The 20,445-nt window shown below is 65.6% G+C and carries 15 protein-coding genes; 12 read left to right on the top strand and 3 right to left on the bottom strand.

Annotated elements, in window-relative coordinates; translation table 11 throughout:
• Window positions 1-267 precede the first annotated feature (267 nt).
• Window positions 268-1,137 carry an aldo/keto reductase family oxidoreductase gene (locus tag KTC28_RS11280; RefSeq protein ID WP_216710689.1) on the bottom strand — a complete coding sequence of 290 codons (870 nt, stop codon included), beginning with the start codon at window positions 1,135-1,137 and terminating at the stop codon, window positions 268-270.
• 89 nt (window positions 1,138-1,226) lie between these two features.
• Between KTC28_RS11280 and KTC28_RS11275 the strand changes: the two genes are divergently transcribed.
• From KTC28_RS11275 to KTC28_RS11245, 7 genes are all read left to right on the top strand, one after another.
• Window positions 1,227-2,132 (top strand): LysR family transcriptional regulator, encoded by a 906-nt coding sequence (locus tag KTC28_RS11275; protein ID WP_216710690.1) that lies wholly within the window; start codon window positions 1,227-1,229, stop codon window positions 2,130-2,132.
• A 203-nt stretch (window positions 2,133-2,335) separates the two neighbouring features.
• Window positions 2,336-3,337, top strand: a complete 1,002-nt coding sequence (locus KTC28_RS11270) for an OmpA family protein (RefSeq protein WP_255601953.1) — start codon at window positions 2,336-2,338, stop codon at window positions 3,335-3,337.
• A gap of 528 nt (window positions 3,338-3,865) precedes the next feature.
• On the top strand, window positions 3,866-6,022 hold the full coding sequence (locus KTC28_RS11265; RefSeq protein ID WP_216710691.1) for a putative bifunctional diguanylate cyclase/phosphodiesterase: 2,157 nt from the start codon (window positions 3,866-3,868) through the stop codon (window positions 6,020-6,022).
• Complete coding sequence (gene kaiC, locus KTC28_RS11260; protein WP_216710692.1) at window positions 6,019-7,803, top strand: circadian clock protein KaiC; 1,785 nt, start codon at window positions 6,019-6,021, stop codon at window positions 7,801-7,803. The genes KTC28_RS11265 and kaiC overlap by 4 nt, the downstream gene beginning before the upstream one ends.
• Window position 7,804: 1 nt before the next feature.
• Window positions 7,805-8,116: a circadian clock KaiB family protein gene (locus KTC28_RS11255; RefSeq protein WP_216710693.1), complete on the top strand. Its 312-nt coding sequence runs from the start codon at window positions 7,805-7,807 to the stop codon at window positions 8,114-8,116.
• Between the two features lie 124 nt (window positions 8,117-8,240).
• Window positions 8,241-9,227 (top strand): aldo/keto reductase, encoded by a 987-nt coding sequence (locus tag KTC28_RS11250; protein WP_216710694.1) that lies wholly within the window; start codon window positions 8,241-8,243, stop codon window positions 9,225-9,227.
• Window positions 9,224-10,057 (top strand): SDR family NAD(P)-dependent oxidoreductase, encoded by an 834-nt coding sequence (locus KTC28_RS11245; protein ID WP_216710695.1) that lies wholly within the window; start codon window positions 9,224-9,226, stop codon window positions 10,055-10,057. Before KTC28_RS11250 ends, KTC28_RS11245 begins: the two co-directional genes overlap by 4 nt.
• 258 nt (window positions 10,058-10,315) lie before the next feature.
• Here the strand turns inward: KTC28_RS11245 and KTC28_RS11240 are convergent, their stop codons facing one another.
• On the bottom strand, window positions 10,316-12,835 hold the full coding sequence (locus KTC28_RS11240; RefSeq protein WP_216710696.1) for a TonB-dependent receptor: 2,520 nt from the start codon (window positions 12,833-12,835) through the stop codon (window positions 10,316-10,318).
• Window positions 12,836-12,991: 156 nt separating this feature from the next.
• Between KTC28_RS11240 and KTC28_RS11235 the strand changes: the two genes are divergently transcribed.
• The 5 genes from KTC28_RS11235 to KTC28_RS11215 are packed head-to-tail and all read left to right on the top strand — an operon-like array spanning window position 12,992 to window position 19,444.
• Entirely contained in the window at window positions 12,992-13,663 is a 672-nt protein-coding gene (locus KTC28_RS11235) for a GntR family transcriptional regulator (RefSeq protein ID WP_216710697.1), read from the top strand.
• 27 nt (window positions 13,664-13,690) lie between these two features.
• The gene (locus KTC28_RS11230; RefSeq protein ID WP_216710698.1) at window positions 13,691-15,751 is read left to right on the top strand and encodes a hydantoinase/oxoprolinase family protein; all 2,061 of its coding nucleotides are present in this window, start codon (window positions 13,691-13,693) and stop codon (window positions 15,749-15,751) included.
• Window positions 15,751-17,613, top strand: coding sequence for a hydantoinase B/oxoprolinase family protein (locus tag KTC28_RS11225; protein ID WP_216710699.1), 1,863 nt, complete (start codon window positions 15,751-15,753; stop codon window positions 17,611-17,613). The genes KTC28_RS11230 and KTC28_RS11225 overlap by 1 nt, the downstream gene beginning before the upstream one ends.
• Window positions 17,610-18,821 (top strand): CaiB/BaiF CoA transferase family protein, encoded by a 1,212-nt coding sequence (locus KTC28_RS11220; RefSeq protein ID WP_216710700.1) that lies wholly within the window; start codon window positions 17,610-17,612, stop codon window positions 18,819-18,821. The genes KTC28_RS11225 and KTC28_RS11220 overlap by 4 nt, the downstream gene beginning before the upstream one ends.
• Window positions 18,821-19,444: an isochorismatase family protein gene (locus tag KTC28_RS11215; protein ID WP_216710701.1), complete on the top strand. Its 624-nt coding sequence runs from the start codon at window positions 18,821-18,823 to the stop codon at window positions 19,442-19,444. Before KTC28_RS11220 ends, KTC28_RS11215 begins: the two co-directional genes overlap by 1 nt.
• On the opposite strand, the gene KTC28_RS11210 is transcribed toward KTC28_RS11215, so the two are convergent.
• Window positions 19,441-20,346 carry a hydroxymethylglutaryl-CoA lyase gene (locus KTC28_RS11210; RefSeq protein ID WP_216710702.1) on the bottom strand — a complete coding sequence of 302 codons (906 nt, stop codon included), beginning with the start codon at window positions 20,344-20,346 and terminating at the stop codon, window positions 19,441-19,443. The two genes, KTC28_RS11215 and KTC28_RS11210, sit on opposite strands and share 4 nt — an antisense overlap.
• Window positions 20,347-20,445 lie beyond the last annotated feature (99 nt).

Here is a 20,445-nt window from a genome sequence, read left to right as displayed (position 1 = left end):
ACACCAGCCATATATCCGTTCCGCATATTACTTATATTCCGAACAAATATATGTCAAGTCTTGGCGATTGGTATGGCGTCGACGTCGATTTGACGGCGAAGCTCGCCTGCATGAATTACTGACGTCTCGGTGAATTCGGGGCCGGGTGGAATGCGTATCTCCCCATGGCGACATGCTGTCGTCCCGCCCCTACCGAGACGCTCAATAACGCATTACCAACGGCGTCAACGTCTCCGACCACGGGCGCGCGGCGACTTGGTCAGACCATCAGCCAAGGTCATCCAGCGCCGCCACCGCCTCATCTGACAGCTCAAGCGATGCCGCTGCCAAATTCTCACGGAGATGCGTGCGCGACGACGTGCCCGGGATAAGCAGAATGTTGGGCGAGCGCCGCAGCAGCCACGCGAGCGCCACCTGCATCGGCGTCGCGCCCAGACTTGCAGCCACGTCGGACAGCGTCCGCGACTGGAGCGGGCTGAAGCCCCCAAGCGGGAAGAACGGGACGTAGGCGATGCCGTCCGCCGCCAGCGCGTCGATCATGGCATCGTCACCTCGGTGGGCGAGGTTATACTGGTTCTGCACGCAGACGATCTCGACGATACGACGCGCCTGCTCGATCTGGTTGGACGTCGCGTTGCTCAAACCGATGTGCCGGATAAGTCCCTGCGCCTGAAGGCTAGCGAGCGCGGCTAGTTGCGGCTCGACGGATCCTTCCTCCGGACCATGCCCGCTCCCCCCACCCATGAGGCGCATGTTGACGACCTCCAATACGTCCAAGCCGAGGTTTCGCAGATTGTCGTGCACTGCGGCCGTAAGCGCCGATGCGTCCTGCGCCGGGTTCCACGAGCCATCAGCGCCACGCACTGCGCCGACCTTCGTCACGATCGTAAGAGCGTCGCCATAAGGGTGAAGTGCCTCGCGGATAATCTGATTGGTGACGTGCGGGCCATAGAAGTCGCTGGTGTCGATGTGATCGACCCCGTTCGCGACCGCTTCGCGCAGGACCGCGACCGCCGCATCGCGGTCTCGCGGCGGGCCGAATACGCCAGGACCGGCAAGTTGCATGGCGCCGTAGCCAAGCCGGTTCACGTCGCGATTGCCGAGGCGAAAACGCCCCGCCTGATTGATAGTCTGCATCTGTGTCTCCTATTCCTCCACTGATTAGCTGCTGGTCGATCGTGCGATAACCCATCATGATCCGAACGAGCCGTACGGATGTCCGCACAATGGATGCAGATCTAGGAGATTTGAGCGCATTCCTCGCAGTGGCGACGGCGCGTGGCTTTCGCGACGCGGCGCGGACGAGCGGGATCGGCGCCTCGACGTTGAGCGAGGCTGTGCGACGGCTGGAGACGCGGCTCGGCCTGCGCCTGCTCCACCGCAGCACTCGGAGCGTAACCCTGACCGAAGCGGGCGCGCGGCTGTTCGAGCGGCTGGCGCCGGCGCTGGGAGAGGTCGCTGCGGCGCTCGATGACCTTCGAGGCCTCCGCGACGGATCGACCGGAGTGCTCCGTCTCAACGTGCCCGTCAGCGCAGCGCGTCTGGTGTTGCCGGCGATCCTGCCGGGGTTTCTCGCCGCCCATCCAGGCATCAACCTCGAGATCGTCGCGGAGGAAAGCTTCGTCGATGTGCTTGCCGCCGGCTGCGACGCCGGCATTCGCTACGACGAGCGGCTGGAGCAGGACATGATCGCAGTACCGATTGGTCCACGCGTCCAGCGGATCGCCACCGCCGCCGCTCCCACATACCTCGATCGCCATGGCCGCCCTGAGCATCCACGTGATCTGCTCGCGCACGCCTGCGTCCTTGGACGGTTCGCGAGCGGCGCTTTGACGGCACCATGGGAATTCGAGCGTGCCGGTGAGATCGTCCGTATCGAACCGCGCGGGCAGTTGATCGTACAGGTCGGTGGCGCGACCGATCTCGCCGTCGACGCCGCCGTCGCAGGGGTCGGGATAATATCGGTGTTCGAGGATTGGCTGCGCCCGCATTTCGACAGCGGTGCCTTGGAACCGGTTCTGCCGGACTGGTGGCAGCCGTTCTCGGGCCCGTTCCTCTATTACTCAGGCCGCCGGTTGGTGCCTCCCCCACTGCGGGCGTTCATCGACTTCATCAAGGCATCGCCTGCCTGAGTGTGCTTAGGCTGAATTGGCCGGGCTGGCTGAACAATCGACCCGAATTGGACCGCGCCAGACCATGAATGCGCCAGCCCTGGGGTCCGGCCAGTGGGCGGCGGAAATCCTGAACTAGTGGTCGGAGCCAAGCCGATTGCCCGCCGATTGCGTCATGGGCTAACCAGACTCGACAAGGATGGGGACATATGAAAACGACCGGCTTGAGCGTACTCTGTTTGGCGGTGCTTGTGGCCGCGTGCGGGCATAAGCCCGAAGCGGACAACACGTCGGCAATGCCCAATTCAACGGTCGCGCAAACCTCGACTGTTGCGTTTGCTCCTGTGGCAGCACCGGCACCCGCACCGGCCGATTTCTCGATCGATAACGTGCCGGTCTCGAACGCGCCGCTCGGCAAGTTCCCGTTCTTTGGCTGGCCGGATGATTACGTTCCGCAGAACAAGCCGCAGACGAACGACTTTGCTCACTTCCTGTTCTGGACGGGAAAGAGCTTCAAGGATGTCGAAGGCCAGACCTTCATGGTCACGCTTGTCGCTGCCCAGAACAAACAATTCTCCACTTATGAGCTTAAGAAAAACATGGAGGCGCTTTTCCAGCAGGCCGGAGCCGTCAAGCTATACGAGGACAAGATCCCGACCGCTGCGCTCAAGGCGATACCCGATGCCACCAGGATGGAATTGCTGATGGGGCTCGGCGACGTGTGGAACGACCCTTCAGAAACATGGGTTATTCATCGACCGCACGACGCGATCTGGATTCATTATACGACAAACACGTCGGAAGCCTCGATCGCCGTCGTCCAGACCAAGCCGTTCGTCCCAACCGCGGCAATGCTGCCCGCCGATCAGCTCAAAAGCGACCTCGACAAGACCGGCAAGGCCGTCATTCACGTCAACTTCGCGACCGACCAGACGCAGATCCTACCGACCTCGGCGGCGCAGATCGATGCCGTAGTCGCACTGCTCAAGGCTGATCCGTCGCTGAAGCTGGCGATCAACGGCTATACCGACGATACCGGCACCGACGAGCACAATGTCACGCTATCGGATGGTCGCGCCAAAGCGGTACAGGCGACGTTGGTCGCCGCGGGTATCACGCCCGGTCGGCTCCAGGCGAAGGGGTATGGGCGCATAAGTCCGGTCTCCAGCAATACTGACGAGACTGGCAAGGCCACCAACCGCCGGGTCGAACTCGTCAAACTGTGATGGTCTGATCCACCCCGGATCGCCGCAATCACCGACCAATCCATCAAACAGGGCGTGATTCCGTTCTGGCTTCGACCGACGTTGACCTGCGCCGGACGAGACTGGCCATTTGTCGAGCCGACATTAAAAAAGTGTTAGCCAACAATTTGGGACCGACTGTTTTCGAAACATTTGTTATCGGACATCCGATTAACATATTTTCACCACGTTCCAGAACAATCTTAGACCGTGACAGCAAGCGCACCTACTTAAGCTGGGAATTCAATGACACCACAGCTAACATTCGGACTGTCTTACCGGATAGACGTCGCTTTTCCCGATTTATCCATATCAATGCTGGCCCTATCGTGCGATTTGGGTTAGCCTGATTACTTATGGCAGGTTTTAAGGAACGTCCGATGACAGATCGATACTGCGTCGACGCCGTTCGCCGGGCGTAGTCGGCGGATATGAGAACGGTGCGTTTTGCTTGAACAACGTGAAGCGCAAGGACAGTCGAGTTCCTGTTCGGCCGACGCACAGCGTCATATGAATTCGCTTACGACCGAAGACAGCGGCCGGGCGCTTGCCGCGATATCGCGACCGCTGATCGTCACGAGTGCCGATCTCCCCGACAACCCGATCGTCTATGTCAATTCCGCCTTCACCGACCTGTGCGGGTACACGATGGACGAGGTCGTCGGGCGCAATTGCCGGTTTCTTAACGGCCCCGAGTCCGATCCTGCGGTGCGCGCCGACATCGGTGCGGCGCTCGCGGCGGGCCGAAGCATCCGCCGTGAAATCCTCAACTACCGTAAGGACGGCACGACGTTCTGGAACGACGTCACGATCGATCCCATCCGCGATCCCGCCGGAAAGATCACCGGATACATCGGGATCCAGCAACTGGCGGACGCCGCGCGGCGTGCCTCCGAGGATAAGGCGGACGCCGAGGCGCGGCTCGCCAGTATTGCCGACCGGCTGACGGGATACATCTACCGGCGTGTGATGCGGACCGATGGGTCAATCGAAATCGTCTATTGCAGCCCCTCGATCTACAACGTGCTCGGTATCGAAGGCGGTGAGGCTGCACGCACCTTCTACGATCACGTCCATCCCGACGACCTCGACGCGCTGGTTGCAGCGGTCCGCGACTCGGCCGCACGGATGACGATCTTCCGCGAGGAGTTCAGGCTGATCGCGGCCGACGGTGCCGTCCACTGGTTGCGGAGCGACGCACCGCCGCGACGCATGGCCAACGGCGATATCATCTGGGACGGCCTTGCCATGGAGATCAGCGCCGAAAAGCGCTGGGAGTCGGAGATCGCCAACCATGCGCTGCGTGATCCGCTAACGGGGCTACTGACGCGAAATGCGTGGCGGCAGGCGCTTGCCCGGCAGCTCGACAACGATGGCAACCGGCCGAAGCGATGCGCGGTTCTTTGCGTCGGCATCGAAGCCTTTGGCGACATCAGCGACGCGCTCGGACAACATATGGGCGACGAGATCCTGTGCGAGACCGCGCGACGCGTCGCCGAAATCGCGGAAACCGTCGCCGGGGTTACGACCCGCCTCGCGGGCGACGAGTTTGCAATCATGGTGCCTGAATGCGTCGACGAGGCATCGCTGTCGTCGCTCGCCATTTCCGCGACCGAGGCCCTCGCCCGCCCGTTCTACGTCGGCGCGCATCAGATGACGATCGAGACTGGACTCGGCGCGGCGTTGAGCCCGGACGCCGAACCCGGCGCGCCGGCAGCCGACGATCTCGCCAGCGAACTGATCATGCGCGCCGAACTTGCCCTGCGCTGGTCGAGGCAGGAAGGCCGCAACGCCCATACTCTCTACACGCGCGAACGCGATGACCGCTTCCAGAACCGCGCGCTCCTTGCCCAGTCACTCGAGCAGGCGATCGCCAAGGATGAACTCGAGCTGCATTACCAGCCGCTCGTCGATCTCAGGTCGGGTCGGATCGTTTCGGCGGAGGCGCTGGTGCGGTGGAATCATCCGGTTCTCGGCGTCCAGCGCCCCGACCTGTTCATTCCACTCGCCGAGGCGTCGGGGCTGATGATGCCGCTGGGCCGCTGGGTGATCGAGCAGGCGATGCGACAGCGCCAGCGGTGGCAGGCCGAAGGTTTGACGACGCCGCCGATCGCGATCAACGTCTCGGGGTCGCAGTTGCTCGACCCCGACTTCATCTCGATCGTCAAAAGCGCATTACGATCCACGGGTGCAAACGCGGCCGATTTCGAGATCGAGATGACCGAGGGTCTGCTGATCGAGCCGTCGCCCCTCGTCGTTGCGGCGTTGACCGCGCTGAGGAAGATGGGCTTCACGATCGCCATCGACGACTTCGGCAGTGGCCACGCGACCTTCCGGTATCTGCGCGATTTCAAGGTCGACAAGCTCAAGATCGACCAGATGTTCGTTCGCAAGCTCGTCCTCGGGTCGACCGATGCGCTGATCATCCGGGCGGTCATCTCGCTCGCACGGAGTATGGGGATCGGCTTCGTTGCCGAAGGGATCGAAACCGAGACCCAGCGCGCGTTCCTCGCGCGCGAAGGCTGCGAGATCGGACAAGGCTATTTATTCAGCATTCCGCTTGTCGCCGAGGATTTTGCGTGGTTGCTGATGAATGAAGCACGCCTGCCGCTGCGTGCGCCCGATCGTCATTCAACCGCCCAACACACGGGAACGCATCGTCGATGAAAGTTCCGGCATCCACCGCCAATGCGCCGCCGGCATCGCACGGCATTGCGATCCCGAAAGCGCCCACCGGCATCGAGGGCTTCGACCAGATCAGTCGCGGCGGCCTGCCGCGGGGCCGGTTGACCGCGATCGTCGGTGCCCCGGGGGCCGGAAAGACCGTGTTCGCGATCCAGACGATGGTCAATCGACTGACCAAGCTTGGCGAGCCGTGCATCTTCGTGACGTTCGAGGAGCCGATCGCGCAGATCAGGGCGAACGTCGCATTGTTCGAATGGGCCGCCAATCCGCTCGCTGAGCCGCCTGAAACAACGCGGTTTCACCTCGTCGACGCCCGGGTGCCCGAAGATGCGGTGATGACGGGGGCGTTCGACCTCAAGGGGCTGCTTGCGGTGCTGACGGCGCTCACGGAGGAGACCGGCGCGCGCAACATCGTGTTCGACGGCATCGATATGCTGCTCAGCAGCCTGCATGACGAGCAGCTCGAGCGAACCGAACTCCTGCGTCTAGACGCGTGGATCCGGAAGATGGAGATTTCCGCCATCGTGACCGTGAAGACCTTCGGCACGCGCGACCGCGAGCAGGTCCGCGCCGATTTTCTGCAATATATGACCGACTGCCTGATCATTCTCGCCGAGACGGTGACCGCGACCGGCTCGTCGCGGACGATCCGCATCGGCAAATATCGCGGATCAGGCTTCGCTGCCAACCCCGTGCCGATCGTGATCGGCGCTTCGGGCATCAACGTCATCGCGATCAAGAGCGAGCGCATCGGTTACCCGACGTTTGCCGATCGGGTTTCGACCGGCATCGCGCGGCTCGATGCGCTGTTGAACGGCGGTTACCTGCGCGGCAACAGCGTCTTGATATCGGGCTCGCCCGGAACATCGAAGACCAGTCTTGGCGTCAGCTTCGCCGCTGCGGCGTGTGGGCGCGGCGATCGCGTCCTGCTGGTGAGCTTCGACGAGGGCGCCGAGCAGATCGTCGCCAACATGGTTTCGATCGGCATCGACCTGGCTCCGTTCGTCGATGCCGGCCTGCTCACCGTCGCGTCGTTCGTGTCAGCCGGGGTCAGCCCTGAAGAACATCTCATCCAGATCCGTGACATGATGGATGCGGGACGACCCGACTGCCTCGTGATCGACCCGATTTCCGCGTTGATGAAGGCCGATTATCCGTTCTCGGCGATGATCTGCGAAGACTTGCTCAACATGGCCAAGTCGCGCGGAACGACCGTCGTCTGCACCTCGCTGCTCGACCAGGTCAGCGGCAACGTCGAGCTGTCGGCGAGCACGATATCGACGATCGCCGACACGTGGCTGCACGTGTCGTATGTGGCGCGCGACGGCGAGCGCAACCGCGCCGTGACGATCATCAAGTCACGCGGCACCGGTCACTCGAATCAGGTCCGCGAGCTTGTTCTTGGGGCGTCGGGTATCGACCTGGTCGACGTCTATGTCGCCGAGGGCGAGGTGCTGATGGGAAGCGCCCGCGCCCAGAAGGAGGCCGAAGTCGAGCGGCTCCATGTCCTCGACGAGATTGCCGCAGGCCGGCTGCACGTGACGCTCGAACGCGAATTGTCCGAAGCGCGGTCCAAGGTCGAAGCAGCGACGCTCGAACTTGGCTGGAAACAGCGCGAGGCCGACCTGTCGAATGTAGACGAGGCGAGCCGGCTCGAGGTCGGCCGCGCCGCCACACGCGACCGGCTCGACCTCAGGCGCGTCAAGGACGACATTCCGACCGCCGAAGAGATTTTGGGGTCCGCTTCCAGTGGGAACGGCTGAGGTGGACCTCGTCGAAACTCCGTCGAGCGGGGCGGTCCTGCGCTTGCGGCTGTATGTCGCGCGATCGACGCCCAATTCGGTCCGTGCGGAGCATAATCTGTCGCTCATCCTCGATGGCCTCGACCTCGGCACCACCCCGCCCGAACTCGAGATTATCGATGTCTTCTCGCAGCCCAGGCGGGCAATTACCGACGGCATCATCGTCACCCCAACCTTGATCTGCCAGGCCGCCGACAAGCGACTGTTCCTGATGGGTGACCTGACCGATCACGCGCAGGTCCGACGCGTGCTCATGGATTTGATGACCGCATAGGGACTCGTCTCGGGCGGGCAGCGGATACATGGGGTGCATCGCGGGTTGTGCGGGCGCATCACCCCGACACTGCGGCGCCCGATTGGCGTCGGCTGCGCGCAATCGACCCGACAGGAGAGACATGATGGACACCCGCAAGCTCGGCCGCCAGGGCCTTGAAGTCTCCGCGCTCGGCCTAGGGTGCATGGGCATGTCCGACTTCTACGGAAGCCGCGACGAGGCGGAGTCGGTGGCGACGATCAACCGCGCGCTCGACCTTGGCGTGACCTTCCTCGACACCGCCGACATGTACGGCGTCGGGGCGAACGAGGAACTCATCGGCCGCGTCGTTCGCCAACGCCGCGAGTGGGTCGTCGTCGCCACCAAGTTCGGCAACGTGCGCGGTGCGGACGGGAGCTATCGCGGGGTGAACGGCAGTGCGGACTATGTGCGGCAGGCGTGCGATGCCAGTCTCAAGCGCCTCGGCCTCGACGTCATCGACCTGTACTACCAGCACCGCGTCGACCCCAATGTCCCGATCGAGGAGACGGTCGGCGCGATGGCCGACCTCGTAACTGCCGGAAAAGTCAGGTATCTCGGGCTGTCCGAAGCCTCCCCCGCCACGATCCGTCGCGCCCACGCGGTCCACCCGATCACCGCGCTTCAGACCGAATACTCGCTGTGGACGCGCGATCCGGAGAGCGAGATCCTGCCGACGGTGCGCGAACTCGGCATCGGCTTCGTGCCGTACAGCCCGCTCGGCCGCGGCTTCCTCACCGGCCAATTCACCAGCCCCGACGACCTCGCCGCGGACGATAGCCGCCGCAATCATCCGCGGTTTCAGGGCGACGCCTTTGCCAAGAACCTTAAGCTCCTTGCTGCAGTCGAAGCGATCGCCGCCGACAAGGGCTGCTCCCCGGCACAGCTTGCGCTGGCGTGGGTGCTGGCGCAGGGCGACGATATCGTCCCGATCCCCGGCACCAAGCGCCGCACGTACCTCGAGGATAATCTCGGCGCGCTTGAGGTAAAGCTCGACGCTGCCGACCTCCGCCGGATCGACGCGGTGCTGCCTCCCGGCATGGCGACGGGGACGCGTTATCCCGCCGCGTCGATGGCGGCGATCGACCAGTGAGCGCACCCTCGTTCGCAGCGATCGCGCCGGGTAATCTCGCGGTCGTCACCGGGGCTGCCAGCGGAATCGGGCTTGCGGCGGCGCAGGCGTTCGCTGCGGGGGGAATGCGCGTCGCGATGCTCGACCGCGCTGGCGAGACGCTCGACAATGCGACCGCGTCGATCGACGGCGCGGTCGCTTTCGCCACCGACGTCGCCGACCGCTCCGCCATCGCCGATCTCGCGCGGACGATCGTCGAGCGTCACGGCCCGGTGTCGGTGCTGATGAACAACGCCGGGGTCGGATCGGGCGGCGATGTCTTTGCCGACCCGGCGGCGTGGGACGAGGTGATCGGGGTCAACCTGATGGGCGTGGTCCACGGCGTGCAGGCGTTCGTGCCGGAAATGCTGGGTCACGGCGGCCCGGGTCTGGTCATCAACACCGGGTCGAAGCAGGGCATCACCCATCCGCCCGGCAACACCGCGTATAACGTCAGCAAGGCGGGCGTGAAGGCGCTGACCGAGGGGCTCGCGCATTCGCTCCGCGAGCGCGCCGGCGACCGTGTCACGGCGCACCTGCTGATCCCGGGCTTCACCCACACCGGGATGACCCGTGGCCGTCCGGTCGAGAGGCCAGCGGGTGCATGGTCGCCCGAGCAGGTCGTCGACCTAATGCTCGAGCGCGTCGCACGCGGCGACTTCTATATTGTCTGCCCCGACAACGAGACGACCCCGGAGCAGGACGCGAAGCGCATCGCCTGGGCGGCAGGCGACATCATCGAGAACCGCCCTGCTTTGTCGCGTTGGCACCCGGCCTGGAAGGAGCAGTTCGCGGCGTTTCTGAACGACTAAACGCGCGGACTTCGCTCGTTCTCGCGGGTCAAAGGTCACACGAAGTTCACGGTTTTGAACATCGATTTCGCCTGACTTCCGCCCCGCCTGCGCGCCGCTTTCGTTTGCGCAGGTCGACCGGGCCCAATCCGGGGCTGCGTGACGGCGACCAACAATGAGAAAGAGCGCAGTGCCGGGGCCCGGCGGCCCCGACTCGTAGCGTTAAACTTACTCCCTCCCCGCCCCTGTAGGACAGCGAATTTGCCGGGACACCCTTCCCTAGAACTTATACCCCAACTCAATCCCGAAGCGGCGGCGCGCGCCCGGCGAGATGAAGGCGCCCCCGAACTCGATCGCCGGGATGACTTCGGCGAGGTACTTCTTGTCGAGCACGTTGTCGGAGAACAGGATCGCCTTCCAGCGTCCGCCCTGGATGCCGGCGCGGACGTCGAACACGCCGAACGCATCGCGGCGTGACCGGACGAAGTTGGCGTTGCCGACGAACGCGGGCAGCGCCAGCGCCGAGATCGGCAGCAGCCCGCTGAACAGCGTCGGCTCGACCTGGTTCTGGACGGTCGAGAACCACGTCGGCCCGGTCAGGCGGTAGTCGAGGCGGAACAGGCCGTCGATCTTGTCGGTCAGCGGCTCGAGAACCTGCGTCCCCGCATTGATCGTGTACTTCGCGGTGTACGGCGACTCGTTGCCGACGGTGTCGGGCCGCGAGCTGTTCTTCTTGATCTTCGAGTCGGTGTAGTTGAAGGCGCCGTCGAGCGTCCAGCCCTTGACGATCGTGACGTTCGCGCTTCCTTCGACTCCGGTCAGGTCGACACGGTCGATGTTCGAGACGACGCGGAGCAAGCCGAACGAGCCGACGAAGAACTCGAAGAACTGCATGTCGTGGACCTGGGTGTAATAGCCCGCGAGGTTGTAGGTAAACGGCCCGACGCGGCCCTTGATGCCGGCCTCGAACGCGTCCGACTTTTCCTTGCGATACTGGTCGTCGATCTTGACGTTCGCCCCAAGCGCCTGGACGAAGTTCTGCTGGACGATCGCCGCCGAGCCGGCGTTGTTGAACCCGCCCGATTTGAAGCCGACGCCGTAGTTCGCGTACAGGTTTGTCCGTGGCAGGATTTCGTAACGCACGCTGACCTTCGGCTCGAACTGGCGAAAGGTCTTCTGCTGGTCGGGGATCGCGCCGTTGGTCTGGCCGGGATTGATCGGGCTGCCGGTGAACGGATCGGTCGCCAGCGGCACGAGGTTGTGGTCGTGCCGCTCCTCGATATCGTAGCGCAGCGCGACGCTGAGGTCGATGCGCGGGGTCGGCTTGTAATCGACCGAGCCGAACGCGGCGTAGACGTTGGTGCGCAACTTGTCGTCGAACAGCTGCGACGTCGGATTGGCCGACCCCGGCGCGTTGTACAACTGCTGGATGACCCCGGCCCCGGTATCACCGCCGAGGCTAACGCCGACATGGCGGTCGACGTGGAGGTAATACGCCCCGGCCTGCCAGCTGAGCGGGCCGTCACCCGTCGAGGCGAGGCGAATTTCGGTCGAATAATCGGTCTGGTCGCGCCGCTGGAATTGCGTCCCGTCGCACGTCGTCGGCGAATACGCGCCGAAGGTCGAGCCGGTCGCCGGTGCGAAGATGAACGGCACCGGGATCTTGCCGATCGAATCCGGCTGGTTGACGGTGTAGCCGGTCAGCGCCGCAGTCGAGGCGAAGCAGGCGTTGACCGTCGCATTCCCCGCGGGCTGCGCCGCCGAGATATAGCGCGCGAAATCGGCCGACGTGCCATCGGCGGTGAGCTTGTTGCTGATGTCGCTGAACTGGCCCCAGACGGTCAGCGCCATGCCGCCGAAATCATGGTCGAGCTTGAGCGATGCCTCGACCGTCTGCTGATCGTTCGTCGGCCGGATGTTGCTGTAATAGTTGAACGGATGCTTGTTGACGTCCTCATAGAACGCCGCATTCGACGCGGCGAAATTGGGCAGGAGGAAGTCCGAGTTGAAATTAATCGATGCACCGTGGAGCTCGCCGTAGCGCGCTTTCGCGTCGAGCGTCGTGCTGTCACCGATCTTGGCGATGACGCGCCCGTCGATCCCAAAGCTGCGCTGGTCGTCGACGGTTTTGCTCTTAAGCAGCGTGTTCGTATAAAATCCATCGGTTGTCGCATACGAGCCCGACAGCACGACGCCGATCTTGTCCGATACCGGTCCCGCGACATAGGCGTTGGCGGTGTAGGTGTTGTCGTTGGCGATGCTCGTCCGCGCTTCGCCTTCGAAGGTGTCGCCGGGCTTGACCGTCTGGATGATGATCGCGCCGGCGGCGGCGTTGCGCCCATAGAGCGCGCCCTGCGGGCCCTTGAGCACCTCGATCTGGCGCAGCGTCCCGAAATTCTGGTTGAGATCGGCGGTGTTCGTCTTGAGGATGCCGTCGACGACGAGCGCAACCGAGCTTTCGGCGTCGCGCGCGCCATTGATGCCGCGAATGTTGATCTGGGTGTCGCCCGCATCGCCGGTCGACGTGACGATCGTCACGCCGGGGGTCAGCTTGACGAAATCGGCGGCGCGCTGGATGTCCTTGGTGGCGATCGTTGCGGCGGAGAACGCGGTGATCGACGCCGGGACGTTGCCGAGCGACTCGTTGACCCGGCGCGCGGTGACGATGATGTCGCCGCTGTCGGCGAGCGCCGTGGTATCGGCGGCGGCAGGCGTCTCGGCGACGACCGACTGCGCTCCCGCCGGGACCGCGAGCAGCGATGCCGTTCCAACCAACAATAAATAGCGGCGCTTGCCCATGTCTCGACCCCTGTTGCGGTGGCAAATGCCGCCGGCTGCCGGCCGCCCGCCGTGTCAGCGGTGTCGTGCCGTTTATTCCCTGAAGCAAAGCTATTGTATACATTACGGCAGCGTCAAGCCCCTTGTCATGGCCTTGTCACGGCGCGAAAGAGGGTCATGTCCAAGGCTTCCGAAAATGCCTACCGCTTCATCCGCGGCGAAATCCTGTCGGGCGCGCTCGAACCCGGCGCGCAACTCCGCGAGGAGGCACTGGCCGCGGCGAGCGGCGTGTCGCGGACACCCGTGCGCGAGGCGTTGCAGCGGCTCGAAAGCGAGCGCTTCATCCTCCGCTCGGGGACGCAGCGCAGTTTCGTCGCGACGCTGTCCGAAGACGACATCGCCGAAGGCTTTGCGCTGCGGACGATGCTCGAGGGTCATGCCGCCGAGCGCGCAGCGACGCGGATCACCCCGGCCGAACTCGACGCTCTCGCCCTGCATAATGGCGCAATCGTCGGCACGCTGAGCGGCCAGGCGGTCGATGCCGCGGCGTTCGTCGAACATAACCGTGCATTCCACGACGTCGTCATCGCCGCCGCCGGATCCGATCGCCTCGCGGCGATGCTGGCGACCGTCGTCGAGCAACCAATCGTCCTGCGCACCGCCCGGCAATACGACCGCGAGGCGGTCGAGCGATCGCACGCCGAGCATGATGAGCTGATCGTCGCCTTCCGCCGCGCCGACGGCGAATGGGCAAAGGCGGTGATGACCGCGCATATCCGCCGGGCTTTCCACACTTATCACGATGCGTTCCGTCGTGGACGCTTGACCCCGCCCGCGTCATCAACATAGGAATGTATACAAACTGGGATAAATCATATGGCTTATCGGCTCGGCATCGACGTCGGCGGCACCTTCACCGACCTGCTGTTGCTCGATGAAGCGACGGGCGGTTTCTGGCGTCACAAGACGCCGTCGACCCCCGCCGACAGCTCGATCGGCATCCTGATCGGGGTTCACGCGATTTGCGCCGAGGCCGGCATCGCCCCCGCCGACGTCGCCACGCTGTTCCAGGGCACGACCGTCGCGACCAACGCGGTGCTCGAAGGCAAAGGCGCGCGGGTCGGGCTCGTGGTGACGCGCGGCTACCGCCAGGTGATGCAGATCGCGCGCAGCTTCGTCCCCGGCGGCCTCGCCGGGTGGATTATCTGGCCAAAGCCGGTCCCGCTCGCGGCGCTCGAGGACACCGTCGAGGTCGGCGGCCGCATCGACGGCCGCGGCCGCGAGGTCGAGCCGATGAATGACGCCGAGGTCCGCGCTGCGCTCGAGACCCTGCGCGGTCGTGGCGTCGAGGCGGTGACGGTGTCGCTGATGAACGCGTATCTCGACGGCGGCCACGAAGACCGGATCGGCGCGCTCGCCGCCGAGATCCTGCCCGATACCCCGGTCTCGCTGAGCCACGTCGTCCTCCCCGAGATGCAGGAATACGAGCGGACGCTGACAACCGTCGCCAACGCCGCGGTCCGCCCGGTCGTCGGCCGCTACGTCCGCGCGCTGCGTGCCAAGCTGCGCGAAGCCGGGATGACCGGACGCATCGCGCTGCTTCGCTCCGACGGCGGGCTGATGAGTTCGGAAAAGGCCGAGGAGCATCCGGTATCGCTGTTGATGTCGGGCCCGGCGGGGGGCGTCGCCGGGGCGTTGTGGGTCGGGCGCAACGCTGGCTTGAGCAACATCCTGACGCTCGACGTCGGCGGCACCTCGACCGATGTCGCGTTGATCGAAAACCTCGAACCGCGGCGAACGCGCACCACCGAGGTCGGGCATCTGTCGGTCCGCGCGTCGTCGCTCGACGTCAAGACGGTCGGCGCGGGCGGCGACTCGATCGCCAGCGTCCCCGAACTCACCCGCGCGCTGCGTGTCGGCCCGCAGTCGGCGGGGGCGGTGCCCGGACCGGCGGCATACGGCAAGGGCGGCGTGTTGCCGACGGTGACCGACGCGAATGTCGTCCTCGGCTACCTCCCCGAGAATCTGCTCGGCGGCAGCTTCCGCCTCGACCGCGCGGCGGCGACGGCGGCAGTCCAGACGATCGCCGACGCGATGGGGATCGACCTGATGGCCGCCGCGCGCGGGATCATCGACATCGTCAACGAGAACATGTTCGGCGCGCTGCGGATGATCTCGGTCCAGCAGGGCTACGACCCGCGCGATTTCGCCCTGATGGGGTTTGGCGGCGCCGGTCCGCTCCATATCAACGCGATCGCCCGGCTGATGGGCAGCTGGCCCGCGGTGTCGCCGGTATCGCCCGGGGTGCTGTGCGCGCTCGGCGATGCGACGACGCTGATGCGGACCGAATCGGCACGGTCGTTCGCCCGTCTTGCCCGCGACACCAGCGAGGCCGAATTGATCGCTGCGCTCGATGGGATGGCGACGTCGACGGTCGCCGAACTCGTCGCTGAACTGGTCCCCGCCGACGAGATCACCTCGCTGTACGAGATCGACGTCCGCTACGAAGGCCAGGCGTTCGAGGTGCCGATGACGATCACCCCCGACGTCCTGCGGTCAGACGGCATCGCCGGGCTGCTCGCGCGGTTCGACGAGGAACACCGCCGCCTGTTCACCTTCAACATGGCGAGCCCGCACGAGATCGTGAACCTGCGCGCGGTCGCGCTCGGGCGCCCGCTCGACCTCCCGGCCGTGCGACTGCCGGTCGGCGACGGCTCCCCGGCGGCGGCGAAGGTCCGCGATCACGAGCTGTGGATGGACGGGCGGATGCAGCCCGCGGCGATCTACGACCGCTCCCGCCTCCGCGCCGGTGACATCGTCGCCGGTCCCGCGGTCGTCGTCGAGATGGACTCGACGACGCTGATCGAGGCCGGTCACGACGGCACCGTCGACCCCGTCGGCAATATCCTCATCCGCCCGCGCGAAGGGAAAATCTGATGCCCGCGACGATCATCGAGACCAATTCCGCGCCGTTCGCGCCGGTCAAGATCGACCCCGTGACGCTCGACATCGTCGAGAACGCGTTGCGCAACGCACGTGTCGAGATGGACGCGACGCTCGTCCGCACCGCGATGTCGCCGGGCATCCGCGAGCAAGGCGACAGCTTCCCGCTGATCGCCGACCGCGCCGGTCGGATGATCGTCGGCCAGTTTGGCAGCTTCATCGGCGGCTTCCTCGACGGCTATGCCGGGACGGTCGAGGACGGCGACATGTTCTTCCTGTCAGATCCCTATTCGGTCGAGGGCGCGATCAGCCACAGCAACGACTGGCTGGTGCTGCTGCCGGTTTACAAGACGGGGCGGATGATCGGCTGGACGGCGATGTTCGGCCACCAGAGCGATATCGGCGGCAAGGTCGCGGGGTCGATGCCGATCGACGCGCACTCGATCTTCGAGGAAGGCGTCCGCATCCCGCCGGTCAAGATCTGGCGCAAGGGCGTCTATAACGAGGACCTGATCACGCTGGTCATGCACCAGACGCGCAAGCCGGACTGGTGCCGCGCCGACCTCAACGCGCTGATCGCATCGTGCCGGGTGGCGGCGCGGCGGGTGCTCGAACTAAGCGATCGCTTCGGCGACGACCTGTACGTCGCCGCGACCGAGGAACTGCTCGCGCGCAACCACCGCGCGATGAAGGCGCTGATCGCGTCGTCGATCGGCGAGGAGCCGGTTAGCTTCGAGGATTATATCTGCGACGACGGCATGGGTTTCGGCCCGTACCGGATCAAGTGCACGATGCGTCGCGTCGGCGACAAGGTCGTGCTCGACTTCGCCGGGACCGACCCGCAGTCGGACGCGTCGATCAATTTCTATCTTAACGAGAACATGTTCAAGATGTTCTTCGGCATCTACATGATCATGGTCTTCGACCCGGCGATCCTGTTCAACGACGGGTTCTACGACCTGATCGAGGTACGGATTCCCGAAGGCTCGCTGCTCAAGCCGAAGTTCCCGGCGGCGCTGTCGGGGCGGACGCACGCGCTCGGGCGCATCTTCGACATCCTCGGCGGGCTGCTCGGCCAGCGGACGCCCGAGTTTCTCAACGCCGCCGGTTTTTCGTCGTCGCCCCACCTGTTCTATTCGGGCGTCGACGCAAACGGTGACTGGTTCCAGCTGTTCCAGATCGGCTTCGGCGGCATCCCCGGGCGACCGATGGGCGACGGCCCCGACGGCCATTCGCTTTGGCCGGGCTTCACCAACGTCCCGAACGAGTTCCTCGAGCGCTATTTCCCGCTGCTGATCGACCGCTACGAGACCGAGGCGGACAGCGGCGGCCCGGGGCTTCACCGCGGCGGCAACGGCATCCGCATGACCTACCGCTTCCTCGAGCCCGGCGTCGTCGCGATCCACGACGACCGCTGGTTTGTCCCGCCTTGGGGCGTCAACGGCGGCCTGCCGGGGGCACGCGCGCGCAAGATCCTCGAGCGCGCCGACGGGACCCAGACGATCGTCGGCAACAAGCTCGAAGACCTGCGCGTCGGTGCGGGTGACCGGCTGCACTTCATCACATGGGGCGGCGGCGGTTGGGGCGACCCGCTGCTGCGCGATCCGGCGTTGGTCGAGAAGGAGGTCCGCGAGGGCCTCGTCACCACCGCCGGAGCGCGGGCTTACGGTGTCGTTATCGGCGACGCGCCGGCGACCGAGGCACTTCGCGCCGAGATGCGCGCCGCCCGCCCCGCCGAGCAGCCGCTGTTCGATCGCGGCCCCGACATCGAGACGTTGCGCGCGACGTGCCTCGCCGAGACCGGCCTCCCCGCGCCGCGTGCACCGGTCTGGCGGCCCGAGCGAGCGGCGGCATGACCGCGCCAGCCAACACCGGGGCGCTCGCGGGACTGCGCGTCGTCGAACTCGGCCAGCTCATCGCCGGGCCGTTCTGCGGGCAATTGCTCGGCGACATGGGCGCCGAGGTGATCAAGGTCGAGCCGCCGGGAACCAACGGCAAGCGCGGCGGCGACCCGATGCGCGACTGGGGCCGCGGCGACGCGAAGCTGTGGTGGGAAGTCGTCAGCCGCAACAAGAAGTCGGTCAGCGCCAACCTTCGCGTCCCCGAGGGGCAGGACCTCGTCCGCCGCCTCGCCGCGACCGCCGACATCCTGATCGAGAATTTCAAGCCCGGCACGCTAGAGAAATGGGGGATCGGCCCCGATGTGCTGATGGCCGACAACCCGCGCCTGATCATCGTGCGCGTCTCGGGCTACGGCCAGACCGGGCCGTACGCCGAACGCGCCGGTTTCGGTGGCATCGGCGAGGCGATGGGCGGGTGGCGCGCGATCGTCGGCGATGCCGACCGCCCGCCGTCGCGAATGGGGGTGTCGATCGGCGACAGCCTCGCCGCGACCTACGGCTGCATGGGCGCGCTCGCCGCGCTGCATGCCCGCGAGCGCACCGGCAAGGGCCAGATCGTCGATTCCGCGCTCTACGAGGCGGTCCTTCAGGTGATGGAGAGCCTGATCCCCGAATATCAGGTGGCGGGGACGATCCGCGAGCGGTCGGGGTCGGTCCTGCCGGGCATCGCGCCGTCGAACGTCTATCCGTGCAATGACGGCGAATATCTGATCGGCGCTAACCAGGATGCGGTGTTTGCGCGGCTGTGTGCGGCGATGGGCCAGCCTGAACTCGCCACCGACCCGCGCTTCGTCGATCACGTCGCGCGCGGCAGCCGCCAGGTCGAGCTCGACACGATCATTGCCGGCTGGACGCAAAGCCGGACGATCGCCGAGGTCGAGGCAGCGATGCTGAGGTACAGCGTCCCCGCCGGCACGATCTACCACGCCCCTGACATGCTCGCCGACCCGCATTTCGCCGCGCGCGGTGCGCTGGTCGAGGTCGAGACCGAACGCTGGGGCAAGATCACGATGCAGAACAGCTTCCCCAAGCTCAGCGGGACGCCGTCGACGGTGCGCACGCCCGCCCCGACCCGCGTCGGCGAGAGCAATGCCGAGGTCTATGGCGAGCTCGGGCTGACCGATGGCGACCTCGCCGCGCTCACCGCCTCGGGCGCGATCTGATGGCAGACGACTCGCTCAGCGCGTCGTACGCCGCGACGTTCGAGCATCATCTGCCGTTCGGCGCGAAACCCGCGCTCGTCGTCATCGACGTCGCCGTCGCATATCTCGACCCGGCGTCGCCGCTGTACGACCCCGCGTTCGTCGCGGCAGTGCCGGTAATCGCCCGGCTGATCGCAGCGGCGCGCGCGGCGGCGGTGCCGCTGATCTTCACCCGCGTCGTCCACAATCCGGGCGGGCGCGACGGCGGGCTGTTCTACCGCAAACTCCCCGTGCTGCGGGTGTTCGACCCCGAAACGCCGTGGGGCCAGTTCGCGCCTGACGCCGCGCCGCAGCCCGACGACCTCGTCATCACCAAGCAATATGCCTCGGCGTTCTTCGGCACGTCGCTCGCCTCGACGCTGACCGGCATGGGCATCGACACGCTGTTGATCGCGGGCTTCTCGACGTCGGGGTGCATCCGCGCCTCGGCGCTCGACGCGCTCCAGCACGGCTTCGCCCCGTTCGTCGTCAGCGACGCGTGTTCCGATCGCCACCCCGGCCCGCACACCGCCAACCTGTTCGATCTCCAGGCGAAATACGCTGAGGTGATCGACTGCGACGCTGCCGTGGCGCTGCTCGCTTAGGCCGCAGCCCGGGCGACGCGCGACGGCAGTTCACGCCCGAGAATACCGGCGAACCAGCGGTTGACCCCGATCATCGCGGGCAGGTCGACGCCGGTGCTCACACCGCTGTTGTCGAGCATGTAGAGCAAATCCTCGGTCGCGATGTTGCCGGTCGCCTTGGGTGCGAACGGGCAGCCGCCGATGCCGCCGACGCTCGCATCGAGGACGTGCACCCCAGCATTGTACGCCGCCCAGGCGTTGGCGATGCCCGTACCGCGCGTGTCGTGGAAATGCGCGCGCAGCCGAATCCCTGGGACCGCCGCGGCGACCGCGCCGAACAGGTCGCCGACCTGCGCCGGTACCCCGACCCCGATCGTATCGGCGAGCGTGATTTCGACCGCGCCGGCTTCCGCCATCGCTTTCGCGAGGTCGACGATGCGCTGCGCCGGGACATCGCCCTCGAACGGGCAGCCGAACGCCGCCGAGATCGTCACCTGCGGCACCAGACCGGCCCGCGTGGCGGTCGCGAGCATGTCGCGATTGGCAGCGATGCCTTCGACGATCGTCTGCCCCTGGTTGCGGATCCCGAAGGTATCGCTGGCGACGAGGACGCAGCCCGCTTCGTCGACGCCGCGCGCGCCGCCGTCACGCGACGCGATCGCCCGCTCGACGCCGCGCAGGTTGAGGCACAGGCCGATGTAGCTGACATCCTTGCGGTCGGGGAGCGCGCCGATCACCGCGTCGCCGTCGGCCATCTGCGGGACCCGGCGCGGATTGACGAACGACGCGACCTCGATGCGGCGCGCCCCGGCGTCGATCAACCGGTTGATCAGCGCGATCTTGGCGGACGTATCGATGACCTCGCGCTCGTTCTGCAGTCCGTCACGAGGGCCGACCTCAACGACCTGAACTGTCGATTTCATTATATCGTCCCGTTATCTTGCGGCTTGGCCGGGGCGCCCGGAGGCGCAGCCATTGCCTATCGGTTAGTGCGTATCGATTGGCGCCATGGCATGCAACAC

This window comes from Polymorphobacter megasporae (assembly GCF_018982885.2).
GTDB classification, from domain to species: domain Bacteria; phylum Pseudomonadota; class Alphaproteobacteria; order Sphingomonadales; family Sphingomonadaceae; genus Polymorphobacter_B; species Polymorphobacter_B megasporae.
The sequence above is the reverse complement of the archived record's forward strand: the minus strand, read 5'-3'. Positions and strand labels throughout refer to the sequence as shown.